Source organism: Lactonifactor longoviformis (assembly GCF_042848515.1).
GTDB lineage: Bacteria > Bacillota > Clostridia > Lachnospirales > Lachnospiraceae > Lactonifactor > Lactonifactor longoviformis.
On record NZ_AP031453.1, the window covers coordinates 3,037,191 to 3,052,377 of the forward strand.

Annotated in this window: 19 protein-coding genes; 4 read left to right on the forward strand and 15 right to left on the reverse strand. The window is 48.1% G+C overall.

All coding sequences use genetic code 11. The features are described 5' to 3' along the window. Nucleotides 1–17: 17 nt before the first annotated feature. The 14 genes from ACGHCT_RS14005 to ACGHCT_RS14070 form a co-directional block, all read right to left on the reverse strand. The gene (locus tag ACGHCT_RS14005) at nt 18–1,271 is read right to left on the reverse strand and encodes a hypothetical protein (RefSeq protein WP_072852976.1); all 1,254 of its coding nucleotides are present in this window, start codon (nt 1,269–1,271) and stop codon (nt 18–20) included. Nucleotides 1,272–1,480: 209 nt separating this feature from the next. Further along, a complete protein-coding gene (gene pgeF / locus ACGHCT_RS14010; RefSeq protein ID WP_072852974.1) occupies nt 1,481–2,347 on the reverse strand; it encodes a peptidoglycan editing factor PgeF in 867 nt (288 codons plus the stop codon). Between the two features lie 21 nt (nt 2,348–2,368). Next, on the reverse strand, nt 2,369–2,728 hold the full coding sequence (locus ACGHCT_RS14015) for a YraN family protein (protein ID WP_072852971.1): 360 nt from the start codon (nt 2,726–2,728) through the stop codon (nt 2,369–2,371). A gap of 32 nt (nt 2,729–2,760) precedes the next feature. Then, nucleotides 2,761–3,519: a ribonuclease HII gene (locus tag ACGHCT_RS14020; RefSeq protein ID WP_390436401.1), complete on the reverse strand. Its 759-nt coding sequence runs from the start codon at nt 3,517–3,519 to the stop codon at nt 2,761–2,763. 11 nt (nt 3,520–3,530) lie between these two features. After that, complete coding sequence (gene ylqF, locus ACGHCT_RS14025; RefSeq protein WP_390436403.1) at nt 3,531–4,400, reverse strand: ribosome biogenesis GTPase YlqF; 870 nt, start codon at nt 4,398–4,400, stop codon at nt 3,531–3,533. A 14-nt stretch (nt 4,401–4,414) separates the two neighbouring features. Further along, entirely contained in the window at nt 4,415–4,990 is a 576-nt protein-coding gene (gene lepB / locus ACGHCT_RS14030; RefSeq protein ID WP_072853029.1) for a signal peptidase I, read from the reverse strand. Nucleotides 4,991–5,057: 67 nt separating this feature from the next. Further along, nucleotides 5,058–5,405, reverse strand: a complete 348-nt coding sequence (rplS, locus tag ACGHCT_RS14035) for a 50S ribosomal protein L19 (protein ID WP_072852965.1) — start codon at nt 5,403–5,405, stop codon at nt 5,058–5,060. A gap of 88 nt (nt 5,406–5,493) precedes the next feature. Next, nucleotides 5,494–6,237 (reverse strand): tRNA (guanosine(37)-N1)-methyltransferase TrmD, encoded by a 744-nt coding sequence (gene trmD, locus ACGHCT_RS14040; protein WP_390436406.1) that lies wholly within the window; start codon nt 6,235–6,237, stop codon nt 5,494–5,496. A gap of 17 nt (nt 6,238–6,254) precedes the next feature. After that, nucleotides 6,255–6,761, reverse strand: coding sequence for a ribosome maturation factor RimM (gene rimM / locus ACGHCT_RS14045; RefSeq protein ID WP_072852961.1), 507 nt, complete (start codon nt 6,759–6,761; stop codon nt 6,255–6,257). 121 nt (nt 6,762–6,882) lie between these two features. Further along, nucleotides 6,883–7,113, reverse strand: a complete 231-nt coding sequence (locus ACGHCT_RS14050) for a KH domain-containing protein (RefSeq protein WP_072852959.1) — start codon at nt 7,111–7,113, stop codon at nt 6,883–6,885. An 18-nt stretch (nt 7,114–7,131) separates the two neighbouring features. Then, complete coding sequence (gene rpsP, locus ACGHCT_RS14055; protein ID WP_072852957.1) at nt 7,132–7,377, reverse strand: 30S ribosomal protein S16; 246 nt, start codon at nt 7,375–7,377, stop codon at nt 7,132–7,134. Nucleotides 7,378–7,411: 34 nt separating this feature from the next. Then, nucleotides 7,412–8,770, reverse strand: coding sequence for a signal recognition particle protein (gene ffh / locus ACGHCT_RS14060; protein ID WP_072852955.1), 1,359 nt, complete (start codon nt 8,768–8,770; stop codon nt 7,412–7,414). 3 nt (nt 8,771–8,773) lie between these two features. Further along, the gene (gene ylxM, locus ACGHCT_RS14065; protein WP_072852953.1) at nt 8,774–9,118 is read right to left on the reverse strand and encodes a YlxM family DNA-binding protein; all 345 of its coding nucleotides are present in this window, start codon (nt 9,116–9,118) and stop codon (nt 8,774–8,776) included. A gap of 72 nt (nt 9,119–9,190) precedes the next feature. After that, nucleotides 9,191–9,835 (reverse strand): hypothetical protein, encoded by a 645-nt coding sequence (locus ACGHCT_RS14070; RefSeq protein ID WP_390436409.1) that lies wholly within the window; start codon nt 9,833–9,835, stop codon nt 9,191–9,193. Between the two features lie 120 nt (nt 9,836–9,955). Between ACGHCT_RS14070 and ACGHCT_RS14075 the strand changes: the two genes are divergently transcribed. From ACGHCT_RS14075 to pflA, 4 genes are all read left to right on the forward strand, one after another. Next, complete coding sequence (locus tag ACGHCT_RS14075; RefSeq protein WP_072852949.1) at nt 9,956–10,891, forward strand: AraC family transcriptional regulator; 936 nt, start codon at nt 9,956–9,958, stop codon at nt 10,889–10,891. Nucleotides 10,892–11,170: 279 nt separating this feature from the next. Further along, nucleotides 11,171–13,306, forward strand: coding sequence for a formate C-acetyltransferase (pflB, locus tag ACGHCT_RS14080; protein WP_390436412.1), 2,136 nt, complete (start codon nt 11,171–11,173; stop codon nt 13,304–13,306). Between the two features lie 28 nt (nt 13,307–13,334). Next, entirely contained in the window at nt 13,335–13,577 is a 243-nt protein-coding gene (grcA3, locus tag ACGHCT_RS14085) for an autonomous glycyl radical cofactor GrcA3 (protein WP_072852945.1), read from the forward strand. Continuing rightward, nucleotides 13,574–14,323, forward strand: coding sequence for a pyruvate formate-lyase-activating protein (gene pflA / locus ACGHCT_RS14090; RefSeq protein WP_072852943.1), 750 nt, complete (start codon nt 13,574–13,576; stop codon nt 14,321–14,323). Before grcA3 ends, pflA begins: the two co-directional genes overlap by 4 nt. 36 nt (nt 14,324–14,359) lie before the next feature. On the opposite strand, the gene ACGHCT_RS14095 is transcribed toward pflA, so the two are convergent. Next, nucleotides 14,360–15,136: a hypothetical protein gene (locus tag ACGHCT_RS14095; RefSeq protein ID WP_390436415.1), complete on the reverse strand. Its 777-nt coding sequence runs from the start codon at nt 15,134–15,136 to the stop codon at nt 14,360–14,362. Between the last annotated feature and the right edge of the window lie 51 nt (nt 15,137–15,187).

The following is a 15,187-nucleotide window of genomic DNA, read 5'->3' on the forward strand; positions in this document are numbered from 1 at the left end:
CTCACACGTTGCAGTGATTAATTCAGGCGGTAAACATCAGCGTACTTCACACCAAACCCATAGGTATCGGAATGGTTATTCATATAGACATCCACATGTCCGTATGCGGTACCTCTGTCTTCTACGGTATATACATTGCCGTTAATCAATAGCTTTGTCCCAAAAGGAACTCCGCCCATAGCTACGGTTCTGCCCTCAGAAGGTGTGGTTCCTGACGCCGTCAGTCCGTTGGCCCACTGCCCGCAGCACTGTTCACAGTTGCAGTAGGCAGTTAATTTAAATTTACCTAAATACTCCCCTTGTGAGGAATTGGAAGAAGAACTGCTTTCCTCAGAAGAATCCTCTTTTGCTGTCTCTTCTTGCTTGCTCTCCTCTTTGGAAGTATTCTCTTTTTCGGTGTCTTCTTTTTTGCTTTCCTCTTTGGATGGCTGCTTATCGGACGCGCCGCTCTCCTTGGCGGATGCGGTCTGTACGGCTTCCCTAGAAGCCTGTTCCTGTTTCTTGGCAGCCAGAGTTGCGGCGGCCTCCTCATCCTTTGCCTGCTTTAACAGGCCGTTCAGAGTCTCCTCCTGGCTGTTTACCTTAGCCAGCAGCGCTTTTGCCTCAGATTCAGATTCTGTAATCTGACCGGCATATGTATTAATCTGATCATAAGTAGAAGCCACCAGTTCTTCCACTTCTTCCTGCTTTGCCGTACTCTCCTGCTGAAGGGTCTCAATTGCCTGCTGTTCTGTCTTTACTTTCTCTTCCTGCTGGGCAATCTGTTCCTTTGTCTTCGTGTACTCAGCCAGCTTGTCCCTGTCATAACGGGACATCTGCGCAATATTATCTGCACGGTTCAGAAAATCTGTAAAGCTTTCAGCGGCAAAAAGTACTTCTATGTAACTTGAGTTATTCTTCTCATACATGTACTGGATGCGGACCTTCATGGCCTCGTACTGCTCTTTTTCTAATTCCTTTGCAGCCTCCAGCTCTTTTTCCACTTCCTGCAGCTCTTTCTGCTTGTCCTCATACTTATCCTGAAGATCCGAAAGACTGTTGCTCAAATCAGAAAGCTGTTGATTCAAGTCTGTCAAATAATTCTCTAACTCACCTTTTTTGGTTTCCAGATTGCTGATTTTATCTTTTGTCTGGTTCAGCGTGGATTGTGTCTCCTGCTTTTGTGCCTTGGTATCAGAGATTTTATCCTGAGTAGAGGCGTAGCAGGGTAATACAGAGCCTGTCAGCATTAAGGAAGCCAAAAATACGCTCATTATTTTTTTATTCTTCATAAATAAATCTCCCATACTTTTCTAACGTGCAATCATTATAGCACACTTTTTTAATAAAAGGTAGCGTTTTTCTCCATTTTTGTAACATATGCGTAACATTTTGTTACACTTTAGAAATTTTTATGCAGTTAGTCTATATCCAGCTGGATAAATATGGAAATTTTGTTACTTATGACCTAATATCTGATTGACATAAAAATTACAATTTTTTAGAACTGTGAATTATCACGAAGTTGCAGAAAGGCAGCCAGATTGCCTCTTTTTCCCTTGCTTGCCCTGTGGGAAAACAGTTGCCGGGGATTGCAGCAGGTGCAAAGATTGGGAAGAGAAATGTTTTCTTCCGGGATCCCTGCCTCTCTCAACACCAGTTCATTGGCTTTCCAAAGATTTAGCTGATACTTTCCGTTCTTCTTATCCTGTATGATATCCGAGTGGGTCTCCCGGGAAAATGCGCTTTTAAATGCATCCGCCACATCCTGGCTTACCTCATAACAGTCCTGGCAGATAGACGGCCCGACAGCAGCGATGATATCTTTCGGATCCGTCCCGTATTCCCTGGTCATTGCCTCTGCCGTTGCCTTTCCCATCTTGTTCACCGTTCCCCGCCATCCCGAATGGCTCAGACCAATGGCTTTTCTTCTGGGATCCAGAAAGTACAGGGGCACGCAGTCTGCATAGAAGGTTGCAAGAACCAGCCCCGGAACATTGGTAATCAGTCCGTCTATGTCTCTGTAATCCTTCTCCTTCGTAATCCCTTTCCCTCTGTCTTCCGCTGCCGCCACACGGATATTGGTTGTGTGTGTCTGATCCGTACAGACGATAGAATCATAAGAAAAACCCATAGCATCGGCAATCCTGTGATAATTCTCCCTCACAGCCTCCGGATCATCGCCTCTCGTAAAACTCAAATTCATAGAGGAATAAATCCCGCGGCTCACTCCTCCCCAGCGGGTTGTAAACCCATGGGTTACCAGGCCTGTCTCCTCCAGCGCCTGAAAGCCGAGATATATGACACCTTTGTTCTCGTGCACCTGCATCCTGGGCATACGACTGTCTTTCCAAATCCAATCTACCATCTGTTATCCTCCTGCCTGCTCTTATATATGGAAGGGAAATGCATCTTTAATCAAAAAAATCTCCGCCGGCGTGATTCCCACCACATCAAAACGGCAGGGAACAAACTCTCCCAGCCCCCTGCCTGTCAGATAATACGATGCCGTCCTGCAGATTCTTCTCTGTTTACTGCTGTTCACTGCCAAAAGAGGCCCTCCCTGCCTCACCGAGGTTCTGTATTTTACCTCCACAAAACACAGATACCTGCCGTCCCTGGCGATGATATCAATCTCCCCCAGCGCGCAGCGGTAATTCTTTGTCAGGATCCGGTATCCCTGCTCTGCGAGATAACGGGCGGCAAGCTCCTCATACTGCGTTCCGGTTTTACGGGTGTTTTCTCTCATATAGTTTTAAACTCTTCCTCTGATCCCTGATTCTATGATACAAAATTATGTATGAAACTCCGTCTGTGGATGGGACTCGGTCCATACTGTTTCAGAGCCTCTATGTGACGGGCGGAGCCATAGCCTTTGTTAGAGGCAAAATCATATTCCGGCATTACCTGGTCATATTCTTCCATCATCCGGTCCCGGGTTACCTTTGCCACTATGCTGGCAGCTGCAATGGAGATACTTTTCGCGTCTCCTTTTATAATAGGTACCTGAGGAATGATAATCTCCGGAATCGTCACTGCGTCATTTAAAAGGATCTGGGGCACTGTCTTCAGATTCGATACCGCCTCACGCATGGCCTCATAGGTGGCCTGGAGGATGTTGATCTCATCAATCCTGGCAGGACCTGCCATTCCCAGGCCAACTGCCACCGCCTCCTCCATAATCACCTGATACAGCTCCTCCCGCCTGGCGGCAGAAAGCTTTTTAGAGTCATTCAGCCATAGAATCTCCTTGTCTCTGGGCAGAATCACTGCCCCGGCGACCACAGGTCCGGCCAGAGGTCCTCTTCCCACTTCATCGATGCCGCAGACCAGTCCCAGATCGCCGTATTTCTCTTCGTATACAGACATAAGGCGGATCCGGGCTCTCTCTGCTTCCAGCTTTTCCCCGTCCTTTTTAACCTTCTGAATCAGGGCTTTCACTCCGGCCCTGGGATCCGCCGCATAGATTCCGCAGAGCTCTCTTTTTTGCTCCTCTCCTGCGGCGGCGAATTCCGCCTTGATTTCTCCTATTGTTTTCATCTGCTAAAACCTCACTGTTCCTGTGTCTCTTCTGTCTGCTCCGCAGGGAACTCCAGGGTGATCCGCCCGATTTTGCCGCTGCGGAAGTCATCCAGAATCAGGCCGGCTGCCTTTGGATAGTCCAGTTCTCCGCCCTTTTTCAGGCATTTTCTGTTCATGGCGATGGCATTGAGCATCTGCAGTCCGTCCGGGCACTCTTCAATCTCATACCGGCCGTTTAAAACCCCGGAATACCTATTTCCGAGGAACTTCAGCAGTTCCAGAGACAATTCCTCAATATTCAGCAGTTCATCTTTAATGGAGCCGATGGTAGCCAGTTTCAGCCCTACGGTTTGATCTTCAAACTTGGGCCAGAGGATTCCCGGCGTATCCAGAAGCTCCACCCCTTTGTTGAGGCGGATCCACTGCTTTCCTTTTGTCACACCGGGCTTATTACCTGTCTTCGTGCATGATTTTCCTGCAAGGGCATTGATAAACGTAGACTTACCCACGTTGGGGATTCCCACCACCATGGCCCGGATGGGGCGGTTTTTAATGCCTTTTCGTCTGTCCCTCTCCAGCTTTTCCTTGCATGTTTCCTGTATTATGCCGTTCAGGCTTTTAATTCCCGTCCCTGCTTTGGAATTGATCTTTGCCACGTAATATCCTTTTTCCTGAAAATACTTCATCCAGGCATCGTTGGCGCGCTCGTCCGCCAAATCTGCTTTGTTCAGCAGGATGAGACGTGCCTTATTCTTTCCCAGCTCATCAATGTCAGGATTTCTGCTGGATAACGGCACTCTGGCATCTACCAGCTCAATGATAAGATCTATCAGTTTTATATTTTCCTGCATCATACGCTTTGCTTTTGTCATATGACCGGGATACCATTGAAAATTCATACGGTGTTCTCCTCTCAGCTCTCCAAAAAGCCGAATTTGCTCCGAGGGGAAATTACAAACCACAGCTTTCCTACAATATATTTTTTCTTTACATTTCCCACATCGCCGTACCGGCTGTCCTCACTGTTGTTGCGGTTATCACCCAATACAAAATACTCATCTTTTCCCAGGGTGATCGTCTGTTCGGCGAGACCTCCGTTTGAAATCTGGGGGAAATCCTTTTTTTCCATATACGTCTTTCCGTTAATCAGGATCTGTCCGTCCTTGATCTGGATCTTTTCCCCGGGGAGTCCGATCACTCGTTTAATATGAATGCTGGCATGATCCTCCGGGCTGTTTTTAAAGGCAATGATGTCCCCTCTCTGGGGATCTTTTATCTTATAAATCACTTTATTGATCAGAATCTTGTCCTGGGTGGCCAGGGTTGGCTCCATAGATCCCTCCTGCATGACAATGCTCTGGCAGAAGAAAATAGAAACAACAGCAGCCAGAACCAGAACCACGGCAATCTCAAACACCCACAGAAGGATGCTCTTCATTTTTTTATTCTCTGTTGTACCTTTTGAACCGGCAAATAGTTTTTTCTTCAAAGCATTTTCCTCATAATTCAGAAACAGGGACACATACCTGATGTATTTGTCCCTGTTATCTTACTTCTTATTTTACTAATTCTTTTACCTTAGCTCTCTTACCTACGCGGTCTCTTAAGTAGTACAGTTTTGCACGTCTTACCTTACCTCTGCGCACTACATCTACTTTTACTACGTTAGGAGAATGCAGCGGCCATGTCTTTTCTACGCCTACACCGTTGGAATTCTTTCTTACAGTGAAAGTTGCTCTAACGCTTCCGCCCTGCTTTTTAATTACGATTCCCTCGAATACCTGGACTCTCTCGCGGTTACCCTCTTTGATCTTGCCGTGTACTCTTACTGTGTCGCCTACGTTGAACTCAGGCACTTCTGCTTTCATCTGAGCAGCTTCGATGTTCTTAATGATTTCGTTCATTTGTTTTCTCTCCTTAACTCATTTGGATGTTCTTAATACCTTCCGTAACAGAGGACCATCTCTTTTATTCACAACGCTAGTAATTATACTATAAATCTTCTTTTTTTGCAAGCATTTTTTCAGCTAACGCTTGCTCGGACGGGGTCAGCTCCGCCGTTTTCAGCAGATCCGGCCTTCTTTTGGCCGTGCGGATCACAGACTGCTCCCTCCGCCATTTTTCCACATTCTGATGATGGCCGGACAAAAGAACAGGAGGCACTTCTTTTTCCCTCCATACGGCCGGACGGGTGTACTGGGGATACTCCAGCAGGCTGTCCTGAAAGGATTCAAATTGTGCGGACTCCTCATTGCTCAGCACACCGGGAACCAGACGGGATATGGCATCTATCATGACCATAGCCGGAAGCTCACCTCCGGTCAGGACATAATCTCCTATAGAGACCGGGTCTGTCACTATCTCCTCCAACACTCTCTCATCAATCCCCTCGTAGTGGCCGCACAGAAATACAAGTTCTTCCTCCCCGGCCAGTTCTTTTGCCATTGCCTGGGTAAATACGCTTCCCTGGGGAGTCAGATAGATAACTCTTGGTTTTTTCTCCATATCCCCGGCTACAGACTCGTAAGCTTTGCAGACAGGACCTGCCTGCATCACCATACCTGCTCCCCCTCCATAGGGATAATCATCCACCCGGTTATGTTTGTTTTCAGCAAAATCCCTGATATTCACAGCTTCCAGAGAAATATATCCGCTGTCAATGGCCCGTCCTGTGATACTGGTATTAAGCCCCTGAAGTATCATCTCAGGGAACAAGGTTAACACATGAAACTTCATCTTACCCTCCTCAGCCTCTAAAGCAGACCGTCCAGGAGATGGATCTCCATCCTTCTGTTCTCTACGTCTACTTCCAGGATACAGTCATGAATCGCAGGTACCAGCACTTCCTTACCATCCTCTGTCTCTATGGCATAAACATCATTGGCGCCTGTCTCTATAACGTCTTTTAAGACTCCGAAAAAGCTGCCGTCCTCCAGATACACCTTCATATCCAGGAGATCTGCAATATAATACTCATCCTCCCCCAGGGGCAGTGCGTCTGCTCTGGTAATCCAGAGGCTTTTCCCTTTATATTTTTCTATCTCATTGATTGAGTCTATTCCTTTAAACTTCAGAATTGCAAACTGTTTGAAAAACTTGACTCCCTGGATCTCCAGGGGGATCTGCTCCCTTCCGGTATCCAGAATCACATTTTTTAGTTCTTTATATCTATTCACATCATCAGTTGTGGGGTATACCTTTACCTCTCCGCGGATTCCGTGGGTGGAAGAGATCACCCCTACCTGTAATAATTCTTCCATATTATATACCTGTTCCTTTGTTTTTCCTGTCCTTCATGCCCTGAATAGAAAGAAAAAAGAAGGACGGGGATCTTATCATCCCTGTCCCCTGTTTCATTCTCCGTCTCCAATTGACACCCGGCTACTGCAGAATATCTACAACAACCTTTTTATCACTCTTGGAAGATGCGGCTTTTACTACAGTACGAAGTGCTTTGGCAATCCGCCCCTGACGGCCAATTACCTTGCCCATATCAGAGGGTGCCACGCGCAGTTCTACTAAAACAGAATCATCCTCTTCTGTTTCTGTTACAATAACTTCTTCAGGATGTTCTACCAGAGACTTTGCAATTACTTCTACCAGTTCTTTCATCACACACCTCCGAGACCCTTATTTTTCAATACCAGCCATTTTGAAGATCTTACCTACAGTTTCCGTAGGCTGTGCACCGTCTGCTAACCATCTCTTAGCTGCCTCTTCGTCTACCTTGTAAACGCTTGGGTCACAAGTTGGGTCGTAGGTTCCGATCTCTTCGATGAACTTACCGTCTCTCGGGGATCTGGAATCCGCAACAACGATTCTATAGAAAGGAGCCTTTTTCTGTCCCATTCTTCTTAATCTGATTTTAACTGCCATTTATCTTTCACCTCCTTTGTTTTTTTCCATATATCTAAAAGGGTAGCTTAAAGCCGCCTCTTTTACCGAATTTTTTGCCGCCTTTGCCTCCCATGAGGCCGGGCATCTGCTTCATCATCTTTTTTGCCTGTTCAAACTGCTTTACCATACGGTTAACTTCGCTGATATCCACGCCGGCGCCTCTGGCGATCCGGTTCTTTCTGGATACATTCAGGATATCGGGGTTGGCCCGCTCCTGAGGGGTCATGGAAAGTATCATGGCTTCTTTTCTGGCCAGCTCTTTCTCATCAACCATACTCTCGATATCTCCCATCTGTGCGCTCATGCCAGGAAGCATACTGAGAACACTGGAGATACCTCCCATATTCTTCATCTGGTTCATACTCTCCAGATAATCATCAAAGCCGAAGGAAGCTTTCTTAATCTTCTGCTCCATCTGCTTTGCTTTTTCTTCATCAATGTTGGCCTGGGCTTTCTCAATGAGGCTCATGACATCCCCCATCCCCAGAATCCTGGAAGCCATCCGCTCCGGATAAAACTGTTCCAGATCGGAAAGTTTTTCTCCCATACCCACATATAAGATAGGCTTTCCGCTGATTGCTTTAATGGAAAGTGCAGCACCGCCTCTGGTATCACCGTCCAGTTTGGTGAGCACAACTCCGTCAATGCCTACCTTTTCACTGAAGGTCTCGGCCACATTCACCGCATCCTGGCCTGTCATGGCATCTACCACGAGCAAGGTCTGATCCACGGTCAGATTTGACTTAATCTCTTCCAGCTCCGCCATCATATCTTCGTCAATGTGAAGACGCCCGGCAGTATCGATAAGCACAGTATTATAGCTGTTAACCTTAGCATATTCCAGAGCAGCTTTGGCGATATTCACAGGTTTTTGCTTGTCGCCCATGGCAAATACATCAACGCCCTGCTTTTCACCGTTCACCTGAAGCTGTGTGATAGCCGCCGGACGGTATACGTCACAGGCCACCAGCAGTGGTTTCTTTCCCTTTGCTTTCAGCTTCCCTGCCAGCTTTGCCGTTGTTGTTGTCTTGCCGGCGCCCTGAAGCCCCACCATCATCAGTACTGTTATCTCATTGCCCGGTTTGAATGCAATCTCTGTGGTCTCGCTGCCCATAAGTCTGACCAGCTCTTCGTTCACAATCTTAATTACCATCTGACCGGGATTCAGCCCCGTCATAACATCCTGTCCCACCGCACGTTCCTGTACGGCTTTCATGAACTGCTTGACCACCTTATAACTGACATCCGCCTCCAGAAGCGCCATCTTAACTTCTTTGAGAGCCGTCTTGACATCTGCTTCTGTGAGACGCCCTTTACTTCTTAAGTTCTTGAACACATTCTGTAGTTTATCGGTTAAACTTTCAAATGCCATGCACTATAACTCCTCTAATATCTCGTGGGAAATGGCTTCCACACGGTCTGCTAATTCTTTTTTGTCCAATGCTTCGCAGTCTTTTGTCAACTGGTGAATCTCATTCACCTTATGTTTCACAGATTCGAACTTAGCCACCAGATGGAGCTTTTCTTCGTAATCTTTCAATATCTTATGACAGCGCTTTACGTTATCGTGAACTCCCTGACGGCTGATTCCCAGAACCTCAGCAACTTCGCTGAGAGAATAGTCATTCAGCACCACATCCTCATAGATTCTTCTCTGGTGTTCTGTGAGAAGCTCCCCGTAAAAGTCATATAACAAAGCCTGTTCTACAATTTTTTCCATGTGTAATCACCTTAGACATCATAACTGATACCTTTTCAGTTGTCAAGTGTTTTTTCTTGACAATCATATTTTTTAATTTTCTGCCGGAATTTTTTCTGTTCTGTACAGCACCTTGCAGATCCAGCTGCTGTGAAAATCCATAAAAGGCCCGAAGATCAGTGCAGCGATCACGGTTCCCTCCCGCAGGGTCCAGGGCGTATGAAAGATCAGAGTGAGAACAACTGTGAGCACCACCAGACCCACATCTGTCTTCTGACGCAGCCGCCCCATTGTGATGCCTATCCGTTCTGCTGCCATCTGGATAAAGCCTTCCAAAGGAGTGCGGATCACTTTCATCTCCAGAACCAGTGTGCACCCAAAGGCACTGACAAAGAAGGCCAGTACACAGATTATGAGACGCGCCGGATACCAGGAAAAGGAAACGCCTCCCAGCACTGTATACAGCATAAAATTCAAAATAGAGCCCCCAAATACAAGATATCCAATCTGCAAAAACTGAATTTTCTTAAAATTTCTCCTTTCTATCAAAATCTGCCCAATAAAAAAGCTTCCATGAAAAATCATGGAAAACGTCCCCACCTTCATATGCAGAAGGCCTGCCAGGGTGGTGATGGCTGCATCCACAGGCAGAACCCCAATCCCGGCTTTGATGGCAAATGCCACAGATCCGTACACCAGCAAAATCCCGGCCAGGGTCAGTGCAATTCTTTTCGTCATATGTATTTCCCCCTGTTGTAAAAGTATTGTTTTTTCATTATAATCATTTCTATAAAGGGGATCTACCAGGATAATCGCTAAAAATAACAGAATCGTACCATAGGAGAAGGAGGGCTCATTATGCAGCTGAATTATATCGAAATCAACGGGAATCTGGAGGAGGTGACTTGCCACGGGACACCCGGATTCCCTATGGAAGTGTATCTGGATGTTCTGGATCTGTACCCGAACCGTTCTATTTCCTGGCACTGGCATAAAGAGGCCGAGCTAATCTATGTCCTGGAAGGGCAGATTGAACTGTACGCAGGGTCCGGCTCCTATCTCATCGGACCCGGACAGGGCGGGATGGTGCCTGCCAGCCTGCTTCACCAGATCTATCCCTACCAGATGATGAGAGGAAGTGAATACTGTGCCATCCTGGCGGATCCCTATCTCTTTCACGGACTCCCCGGAGGTGTGGTGGATGGAAACTATGCGTCCGCCCTGTGGAATGCCAGGAAAGACTTTTTTCTCCTGGACGGGTCGGCAGACTGGCACCGGGAGCCTCTGTCCTGTATCCGCAGGATGTATGCGTGTGACTGCGAGCGTCCTGTGGGTTATCAGTGGGAGCTGCAGATTCTTCTCCAGCGGACCGGACTTGCACTTCTCAGGAATCTCTCCTCTGTGCCGGAGCGGGAATCCCCTGTCTCAGACTTATGTTATCAGAGGGTAAAGTCTGCCATGGAATTTATTCACAGAGAATATCCCCATAAAATATATCTGGAGGATATTGCAAAAGCCGCCTGTGTCAGCCGCAGTGAATGCTGCAGAGACTTTCAGAAGGTCATCCGGCAGTCCCCGGGAGAATACCTGAATGCCTATAGGATCCGCATGGGAGAATACCAGCTTGCCCATACGGAGAAAAGCGTGCTGGACATTGCGCTTAGCATCGGCTTCTCTTCCAGCAGCCACTTTTCTCATGTGTTCACAGAGGCTATGGGATGTACGCCCCTAAAGTACCGAAAAAAAGAGCGCCAAACTCCCGGAGGCGGATGCACGTCGAATGCCGCACTTTAGTTGTCTGCATTACATCTGCTAAATTCTGGTAAATATACCTGCATTTACCTCAAAATTTCTTTCCCGGACTGGGGATACTATAGAGTAAAAACCGTGTATTTCCAGTTTTTTTCTAATCTTGATAATTTTTCTCTATTATTTTCCTTATGTACGCAATTTTAAACATCCGCAAAGGCATTTCTTCTGGTATTCTGTACTTGAAAGAATTATGTTATATTTTTAACAAGAATTGGAAACCACCAAATAAACCATATATTGCAAAAAGGAGGCTGACTTACTATGCAAACTTCATGGAACGGCTTTACCCCGGGAAACTGGACACAGGAAATTGATGTCCGGGACTTTATTCAGCGCAACTACACCCCCTATGAGGGGGATGATTCCTTCCTTGAGGGTCCCTCCCCAGCCACAGAACAGCTCTGGAGACAGGTCATGGATTTGTCGGAAAAGGAACGAAAGGCCGGAGGCGTACTGGACATGGATACACAAATCATTTCCACTATTACCTCCCACGGACCGGGATATCTGGACAAAGAAAAAGAAACCATTGTAGGGTTTCAGACAGACAAGCCCTTTAAACGGGCGCTTCAGCCTTACGGGGGAATCCGGATGGCACAGAAGGCCTGCCAGGACAATGGATATCAGGTAGATCCGGAGATTTCAGAATTCTTCACCAAGCACAGAAAGACACACAATGCGGGGGTATTTGACGCTTACACGCCTGAGATGCGCGCCTGCCGCTCTTCTCATATCATCACAGGACTGCCGGATGCCTATGGCAGAGGGCGGATCATCGGAGACTACCGGCGAGTTGCCCTGTACGGAACCCAAAGACTCATTGAAGATAAAAAGGATCAGTGGAACAGCACCCGGACCGTCATGTATTCCCAGGTCATCCGGGAGCGGGAGGAGCTGATGGAGCAGGTGCGGGCTCTCGAAGAGCTGGAAGAACTGGGGCATATCTACGGTTTTGATATTTCCCGGCCGGCAGAGAACCTTCAGGAGGCCATCCAGTGGCTGTACTTCGGCTACCTGGCAGCTGTCAAAGAGCAAAACGGAGCTGCCATGTCTCTGGGACGCACTTCAACCTTCCTGGATATCTACGCAGAGCGGGATTTGCAGTCAGGGACCTTTACAGAGTGTCAAATTCAGGAGTTTGTAGATCATTTTATTATGAAACTGCGTCTGATAAAATTCGCACGCACGCCGGAGTACAATGCTCTGTTCTCCGGAGACCCCACCTGGGTGACAGAGTCCATCGGCGGGGTAGGGATTGACGGCCGCCCCCTGGTAACAAAGATGTCTTTCCGCTTTCTCCACACCCTCTCCAACCTGGAAACCTCGCCGGAGCCTAATCTCACCGTGCTGTGGTCTGTGCGTCTGCCGGAAAACTTTAAGAGATTCTGTGCAAAAACTTCCATTGAGTCTTCCTCTATTCAGTACGAAAATGACGATCTGATGCGGGTGACCCACGGGGATGACTATGCCATTGCCTGCTGTGTCTCTTCCATGCGTATCGGCAAAGAAATGCAGTTTTTCGGCGCCAGAGCGAATCTGGCCAAATGCCTTCTGTATGCAATCAACGGGGGCGTGGATGAAGTTACAGGGAAACAGGTAGGTCCCAGATACCGCCCCATCACTTCTGAGTATCTCAGCTATGAGGAAGTAATGGAACGCTATGATGATATGATGAAATGGCTGGCGGGAGTCTATGTGAATACCCTCAACATTATCCACTATATGCACGATAAATACAGTTATGAAAGACTGCAGATGGCGCTTCACGATAAAGAGGTAACCCGCTGGTTCGCAACAGGCATTGCCGGCCTGTCTGTGGTGGCAGACTCTCTGTCGGCCATAAAGTATGCCAGAGTAAAAGCCGTCCGAAACGAACAGGGATTAGCCGTGGATTATCAGGTAGAAGGGGATTTTCCAAAATACGGGAATGATGACGACCGGGTAGACAGTATCGCAGGCCAGCTGGTGCGCAAATTTATGAAGTATATCAAGGGAAACCATACCTACCGTGACAGTATTCCAACCACTTCCATCCTGACCATTACTTCTAATGTGGTTTATGGAAAAGCCACTGGGTCCACCCCTGACGGAAGGAAAGCCGGCCAGCCCTTCGCTCCCGGAGCCAACCCTATGCACGGCAGAGACGCCCGGGGAGCAGTCTCCTCTCTGTCGTCCGTATCCAAGCTGCCCTTTATGGATGCCCAGGACGGCATATCCAATACCTTTACCGTAATACCGGGTGCCCTGGGCAAGGATGACAAAGTGTTCGCGGGAGATCTGGATCTGCAGCTGGACTGTCTGGACAGCGCCTGCCGGATTCCAAATCTGGAGGAGGGACTGGATATTGACCTGAAACAGCTGGATGAGGATCTGAAAAACACAAACGGAACTATATAAGAAAAAAATTACTGGAGGATTATAAATTATGAAAGCAAGTACACAGCAAATCGACAATCTTGTCACTCTGTTAGACGGATATGCAGAAAAAGGAGGACATCACCTGAACGTCAATGTGCTGGACAGGGAGATGCTTCTGGATGCCCAGAAACACCCGGAACTCTATCCACAGCTCACTGTCCGGGTATCGGGATATGCGGTTAATTTTATTAAGCTGACCAAAGAACAGCAGGACGACGTCATCTCCCGCACCTTCCACGAGGGCATATGACCGGGTATATCCACTCACTGGAAACCTTCGGCTCCATGGACGGCCCGGGCATCCGGCTGGTAATCTTTTTTCAGGGCTGTCCTCTGCGGTGCCTGTACTGCCATAATCCCGATACCTGGGCAGTAAAAAAAGGAACCCGTATGAGCGCTGAGGAAATTCTGGATATTTATGAGAAGAATATGTCTTTCTATAAAAAGGGAGGCATCACTGCCACCGGGGGAGAACCCATGCTGCAGCTGGATTTTCTCACAGAACTCTTTGCCGCGGCAAAAAAAAGAGGCATCCACACTTGTCTGGATACCTCCGGAATCACTTATCCCAGGGAGGGCAGTTCCTCTGCCTCCAAAAAAATTGACCAATTGCTTGCGGCTACGGATCTGGTCCTTCTTGACCTCAAACAGATAGACGACGCATCCCACCAGGCCCTGACCGGCCGTTCCAACCAGCCTGTGCTGCACTTCCTCAGGCATCTGGATGAAAAAAAGATACCTGTATGGATCCGTCATGTGCTGGTGCCCGGGATCACCGATTCCCCCTCCCAGCTCTGCGCTCTGGGCTATGCCATTGGGGAATATTCCTGTGTACAGGCCCTGGATGTGCTTCCCTATCACTCTATGGGGAAGGCAAAATACGAGGCTTTACAAATCCCTTACCCTCTCGGGGATACCAGAGAGGCCACAAAGGAAGAGGCAGAGAAGGCCAGGATTCTGATTCTTGCCGGGATGAAAAAAAGAAGGAAGCTTTAGATCCCGGCAAGCTTCTTTGCCCAGTACTTCTCTTACTCATACCAGCTTCTTTTTCTTTACAAAAATCCCTATTCCCATCAGCATAACTGCAGAAACGGCGAAAATCCATACACAGGCGGCTGCAGTGTCCTTATCAAGAGGAGCGTCAGCTTCCGCCGTCCCCCGCTCAGCGGCAGCGGCATCTGCGCCGTTTTCTTCCAGGAGCATAATTCCGTATCCATCTTCTGTAACCTGGACATTATCCTCCTTCCAGTCCAATGAGTACTCTTCACTGGCCGGCGTGTTCCCGCCATTTTCACCGTTTGTGCTTCCGCCGGAAGGCGTCTCCTCATTTTGGGCCCCGCTCTGAGACTTCCAAGGCTCTCCCGCATCTGCTCCAGGTTCTTCTTTCGGGATCTCTTTGTCTTCCTGCAGCGGGACAGGCTGTTCCCCCGGATTGGGGGCATCTTCCCCTTCCGGCTGATTTTCAGGCTCCTCTGAGGTCTGATACTCTATCCTGGGAATCCCATCCAGGGCTCCTTCTCCTATGGTTACTACCGTATCTGGGATGACCAGTTCTTTTACCGTCTCTGCCCCGGAGAAAGCTTCTGCCTCAATCTCTGCCACAGGCTTTCCTCCCAGAGCCGCCGGTATGACAACCCTGCTCTCTTCCCCAAAGTATTCTTTTACAGAGGCATAAGTCCCCCAATCCTGATAAATAAAATATCCTTCGCTGTAGTCTGTCTGTGCATACACATTCCCTGCAGACAGTCCCCCAAGAAGAACTCCCAGCAGCAGTGCTGCCCATATTTTGTTTTGCCTGATTGATTTCATATTCCGTCCTCAATTTCCCGGGCCGGACAGACGCACCCAGAGTGTCTGCCC

Bases quoted from the DNA above. Each gene is read 5' to 3' on its own strand.
- ACGHCT_RS14005 (WP_072852976.1), bottom strand. From the start codon at position 1,271: ATGAAGAATAAAAAAATAATGAGCGTATTTTTGGCTTCCTTAATGCTG.
- pgeF (WP_072852974.1), bottom strand. From the start codon at position 2,347: ATGGTAGATTGGATTTGGAAAGACAGTCGTATGCCCAGGATGCAGGTG.
- ACGHCT_RS14015 (WP_072852971.1), bottom strand. From the start codon at position 2,728: ATGAGAGAAAACACCCGTAAAACCGGAACGCAGTATGAGGAGCTTGCC.
- ACGHCT_RS14020 (WP_390436401.1), bottom strand. From the start codon at position 3,519: ATGAAAACAATAGGAGAAATCAAGGCGGAATTCGCCGCCGCAGGAGAG.
- ylqF (WP_390436403.1), bottom strand. From the start codon at position 4,400: ATGAATTTTCAATGGTATCCCGGTCATATGACAAAAGCAAAGCGTATG.
- rplS (WP_072852965.1), bottom strand. From the start codon at position 5,405: ATGAACGAAATCATTAAGAACATCGAAGCTGCTCAGATGAAAGCAGAA.
- trmD (WP_390436406.1), bottom strand. From the start codon at position 6,237: ATGAAGTTTCATGTGTTAACCTTGTTCCCTGAGATGATACTTCAGGGG.
- rimM (WP_072852961.1), bottom strand. From the start codon at position 6,761: ATGGAAGAATTATTACAGGTAGGGGTGATCTCTTCCACCCACGGAATC.
- ACGHCT_RS14050 (WP_072852959.1), bottom strand. From the start codon at position 7,113: ATGAAAGAACTGGTAGAAGTAATTGCAAAGTCTCTGGTAGAACATCCT.
- rpsP (WP_072852957.1), bottom strand. From the start codon at position 7,377: ATGGCAGTTAAAATCAGATTAAGAAGAATGGGACAGAAAAAGGCTCCT.
- ffh (WP_072852955.1), bottom strand. From the start codon at position 8,770: ATGGCATTTGAAAGTTTAACCGATAAACTACAGAATGTGTTCAAGAAC.
- ylxM (WP_072852953.1), bottom strand. From the start codon at position 9,118: ATGGAAAAAATTGTAGAACAGGCTTTGTTATATGACTTTTACGGGGAG.
- ACGHCT_RS14070 (WP_390436409.1), bottom strand. From the start codon at position 9,835: ATGACGAAAAGAATTGCACTGACCCTGGCCGGGATTTTGCTGGTGTAC.
- ACGHCT_RS14075 (WP_072852949.1), top strand. From the start codon at position 9,956: ATGCAGCTGAATTATATCGAAATCAACGGGAATCTGGAGGAGGTGACT.
- pflB (WP_390436412.1), top strand. From the start codon at position 11,171: ATGCAAACTTCATGGAACGGCTTTACCCCGGGAAACTGGACACAGGAA.
- grcA3 (WP_072852945.1), top strand. From the start codon at position 13,335: ATGAAAGCAAGTACACAGCAAATCGACAATCTTGTCACTCTGTTAGAC.
- pflA (WP_072852943.1), top strand. From the start codon at position 13,574: ATGACCGGGTATATCCACTCACTGGAAACCTTCGGCTCCATGGACGGC.
- ACGHCT_RS14095 (WP_390436415.1), bottom strand. From the start codon at position 15,136: ATGAAATCAATCAGGCAAAACAAAATATGGGCAGCACTGCTGCTGGGA.